The organism is Virgibacillus alimentarius, assembly GCF_000709085.1.
Classification (GTDB): domain Bacteria; phylum Bacillota; class Bacilli; order Bacillales; family Amphibacillaceae; genus Virgibacillus_B; species Virgibacillus_B alimentarius.
The window spans coordinates 1-4,474 of record NZ_JFBD01000113.1; the positions used below are offsets into that span (position 1 = coordinate 1).

Genomic DNA, 4,474 nt, shown 5'->3' on the forward strand with positions numbered 1-4,474 from the left:
TTTTTTCTTTCGATTATTTTTTGAAGCCACTGTTAAAAGTCCTCCTTTAATCCTTTATGCTAATTGTATTTTATCGCTAAAAGGAAGATTGGACAAGTAGGAATAATAATTGAAACAAGACACATAAAAAATGTCTCGCAGGGGAAACAGAAGGACAATATGCTTGTAGGAAAAGGAAGATACAGATGGAACGAAAAATAAGAATGTTGATAACAGAACTTGATTCAAGCAGATATCATCAAAAGGTACTAAACATTTCACAGGAACTTCATAATCTAGGAATCGAAATTATTTGCCCGGGACTTCCCCAATCCCCTGTACAAGTTGCACAAACATCCGTACAAGAGAATGTAGATATAATAGGACTTTTTTCTTTTTCAGGTGATCATAATACATTGTTTCCTAAAATCATCGACACATTAAAAGAAGGAAGTGCGGGTGATGTTCCTATTATCGGTGGAGGCAAAATACCTAGAGAAGATATCCCTTTTTTAATTGGGAAAGGGATCAAAAAAGTATTTACAAGGACTTCAGCCACAGTTCTATCCCAATATATTCAAGATTTACTTAAATCCGAAGAAGATCCATTACCAAAGCCTCAAAACATCGCACACATTGGAATAGCTGTAAAAGAACTTGATCATGCACTATCCTTTTACACCGAATCTTTAGGTTTAGAATTAGAAAAAGTGGAAAATGTGGAGTCCGAAGGTGTAAAAATTGCATTCTTAAAAATTGGGGATTCCCGCTTTGAATTAATGGAACCATTCAACAAATCTTCTCCCATCCAACGATTTATAGATAATAAAGGGGAAGGCATACATCACATCGCTTTAGCAGTCAGCAATGTTAACAAGCGATTGCATCAATTAAAAACAGAAGGTATTCAGTTAATTGATAATGAACCAAAATGCGGGGCAGACCAAAGTCAAATCGCATTTATTCATCCGCATAGTACAAATGGGGTACTTTTTGAACTATGCCAACAAGTAGAAGCAGAACATAAATATAATTAGAATACGATACATCACAAAATATTCATAAAACAGGAAAACATGCTATTTTTGGAGGTTAATAAAAATGATTACAGTAAATAAAGAGCGGTTAGTGAATGAATTTATAGAACTGGTACAAATTGATTCTGAAACAAAACATGAACAAGAAATTTCCAAGGTTTTAAAACAGAAATTTAGTGACTTGGGACTAGAGGTCATTGAAGATACAAGCAAGGAAAAAACTGGACATGGTTCTGGGAATTTAATTTGCACATTAAAAGGACCAGATCAAGAAGCTAATACAATTTATTTTACTTCTCATATGGATACTGTGGTACCAGGACAAGGAATCAAGCCATCAATTAAAGATGGCTATATTGTATCAGATGGAACAACCATTCTTGGAGCAGATGACAAAGCAGGACTAGCAGCAATCCTTGAGTCAATTCGTATTCTACAAGAAAAAGAACTAAAACATGGCGATGTTCAATTTGTTATTACTGCCGGGGAAGAATCTGGTTTAGTCGGAGCAAAAGCGCTTGAACCCTCCTATTTAAAAGCAAAATATGGATATGCGATTGATAGTAATGGGGAGGTTGGTGATATTATTGTTGCTGCTCCGACACAAGCAAAACTTTTTGCTACAATAAAAGGGAAAACTGCACATGCAGGAGTGGCACCAGAAAAAGGAGTATCAGCTATCACACTCGCAGCAAAAGCAATTTCTAAAATGCCACTAGGCCGAATTGACGAGGAAACTACTGCGAATATTGGCCGTTTTGAAGGCGGTCAGCAAACGAACATTGTCTGTGACTATGTCGAAATCCTAGCTGAGGCCAGGTCATTAGATCCTGAAAAAATGGAAGAACAAGTTAAAAAAATGAAACAGGCATTCGAATCAACTGCACAGGAATTCGGAGGCACTGCAGAAGTTGATGTTAAAGTTATGTATCCTGGGTTTAAACATAAAGCTGGGGATGAAGTAGTTGAAATTGCCCGAAGTGCTGCAAAAACGATTGGACGTGAAAGTAAATTACTTGAAAGTGGCGGAGGAAGTGATGCCAATGTAATAGCCGGACTTGGGATTCCGACCGTTAATCTGGCTGTAGGATATGAAGAAATTCATACAACGAATGAGCGGATTGCAGTGGAAGATTTAGTAAAAGTAACTGAATTTGTAACAGCAATTATACAGGAAGCGGCAAAATAAAAGAAAGACGCTATCAGATTAAGGTCAGCATCCCTTTACAAGAAGGTGTGCTGACCCTTTTGATATAACTCCTTAATTACAGCTATCAATCACGAAAACGATTATATATGGTAAAATAGATATAACAACAGTTGTTCGCAGGAGGGAGATAAAATGTCTAATTGGTATCCAAAAAAGGGACGAGTCATTTTTCATATTGATATGAACTGTTTTTATGCATCTGTAGGAATGGCATATAATCCAAAACTAAAAGGGAAACCTCTTGCTATAGCCGGCAATCCCGAAGAGCGAAAAGGTATTGTTGTTACTAGTAGTTATGAAGCTAGAGAGAAGGGAGTTAAAACAACGATGCCCGTATGGCAAGCGAGAAAATTATGTCCCTCTCTAATTATAATGCACCCAAATTTTGACCGTTATCGTACAGCTTCCGCAGAAATGTTTAAAATGCTGACTGATATCACACCAATTATCCAACCAGTTTCGATCGATGAAGGATATATTGATATCACGGAATGTAAACACCTTGGAAATCCAATTGAAATTGCACAAAACCTGCAAAATAGAATTTTAAAGGAACTTGATTTGCCTTGCAGTATCGGCATAGCTCCAAATAAATTTTTAGCTAAAATGGCATCTGATATGAAAAAACCTTTAGGAATGACAGTACTTAGAAAAAGAGATTTGCCTTATAAACTATGGCCATTGCCTATAGAGAAAATGTATGGAGTTGGAAAAAAAACAGCAGAAAAACTCCAGGCTATTGATATCACAACCATCGGTAAACTTGCTCACGCTAATGTTTATCAGCTGAGACAAATACTAGGAATTAACGGGGAACGATTAAAAAATAGAGCAAATGGAATTGACCATCGCATTGTCGATCCAGAGGCTGTAAATGAATTTAAAAGTATTGGAAGCTCTCAAACGCTACCTGAAGACACAACAAATGAAGCTGATATAAGGCAACTTCTACATCTTCTTGCGGAAAATGTAGAACGGAGACTGAAACGTAAGCAAGCAGCAGGAAGAAACGTCCAAATCATGATCAAATATTACGATCATAAGACAATAACACGCAGTAGGAAACTTCCATACTATATAGATAAAAAAGCTGATATCCTCATGATCGCAAAAGAATTATTTATTCAACACTGGAATTCAGAGCCCATCCGCCTCTTAGGTATAACTGTCCAAGAAGTGGAAGAGAAACAGTATATTGCACAGCAGCTAGATATATTTACGTATGAGAAAGAAGCTGAAAAAGAAAAGTTATATAACGTAATTGATCGCTTATCCCAAAAATATGGAAAAAACCCATTTAAACAAATGCACGGTACGAACATAGACGATCAACCCCATACCAGTTTTCAAAAGGACTTTTTAAATGATTATAAACAATAAGAAGCCCTCTTTTTCGTGTACTACAGAGGGCTTCCTGGATAATTTTTCATCATTTAATCACTTTTTTTACGATCGACTGGGCTACTGAACTTCCGGGATAACGAAAGGGTAAGTCAAATTTTGTTGTTTGTTTCATAATACTTTTTCTATGTGAAAACGTATCAAAGCCATATTGGCCATGGTACGCTCCCATACCACTAGAACCAACCCCACCAAATGGGAGGTGTGGATTAGCTAAATGATAGAGGGTGTCATTTATACTTCCTCCGCCAAATGGTACATATTCAATGACTTGCTGCTGTGTTTTTTCATCTTCTCCAAAATAATATAGTGCAAGTGGTTTGTCCATACTTCTAATTTGCGCTAGCGCATCTTCCAGGTACGTGTAGCTTAATACAGGGAGGATCGGACCAAATATTTCTTCTTGCATGATAGGGTCTTCCCAAGTAATTTTATCCAAAATAGTCGGTTCTATGGTTAACATGTCTCTGTTTACATTACCGCCGTGCAGAACTGTCCCCTTGGATAAAAACCTCTCTAGCCTTTCGAAGTGACTATGATTAATAATTCGAGTATAATCATTATTCTTTAAAGGGCTTTTTCCATAAAAGGATTTAATATGTTTTTTCATTGCTTTTAGTAACCTAAATTTTACTTTTTCGTGTACATATAAGTAATCTGGAGCAACACAAGTTTGACCAGCATTCGTAAATTTCCCCCATACAATTCGTTTCGCTGCAAAGTTAATGTTTGCATCTTTATCTACTATAGCCGGACTTTTCCCCCCGAGTTCTAATGTAACAGGGGTAAGGTGCTCACTGGCTTGTTTCATTACACTTTTACCAACCTTTGTGCTTCCAGTAAAAAA

At 36.7% G+C, this 4,474-nt stretch carries 4 protein-coding genes; 3 read left to right on the top strand and 1 reads right to left on the bottom strand.

Translation table 11 applies throughout. The features are described from left to right. Positions 1-185 precede the first annotated feature (185 nt). The 3 genes from mce to GZ63_RS0115120 all read left to right on the top strand — a co-directional run bounded on the left by mce (position 186) and on the right by GZ63_RS0115120 (position 3,606). Positions 186-1,016: a methylmalonyl-CoA epimerase gene (gene mce, locus GZ63_RS0115110; RefSeq protein WP_029270997.1), complete on the top strand. Its 831-nt coding sequence runs from the start codon at positions 186-188 to the stop codon at positions 1,014-1,016. A gap of 64 nt (positions 1,017-1,080) precedes the next feature. Then, complete coding sequence (locus tag GZ63_RS0115115) at positions 1,081-2,205, top strand: M20/M25/M40 family metallo-hydrolase (protein ID WP_029270999.1); 1,125 nt, start codon at positions 1,081-1,083, stop codon at positions 2,203-2,205. 153 nt (positions 2,206-2,358) lie between these two features. Then, positions 2,359-3,606, top strand: coding sequence for a DNA polymerase IV (locus tag GZ63_RS0115120; protein WP_029271001.1), 1,248 nt, complete (start codon positions 2,359-2,361; stop codon positions 3,604-3,606). Positions 3,607-3,655: 49 nt separating this feature from the next. On the opposite strand, the gene GZ63_RS0115125 is transcribed toward GZ63_RS0115120, so the two are convergent. Beyond that, positions 3,656-4,474 (bottom strand): aldehyde dehydrogenase family protein (locus GZ63_RS0115125; RefSeq protein WP_038221299.1); only part of this gene is annotated, 819 nt, incomplete at its 5' end.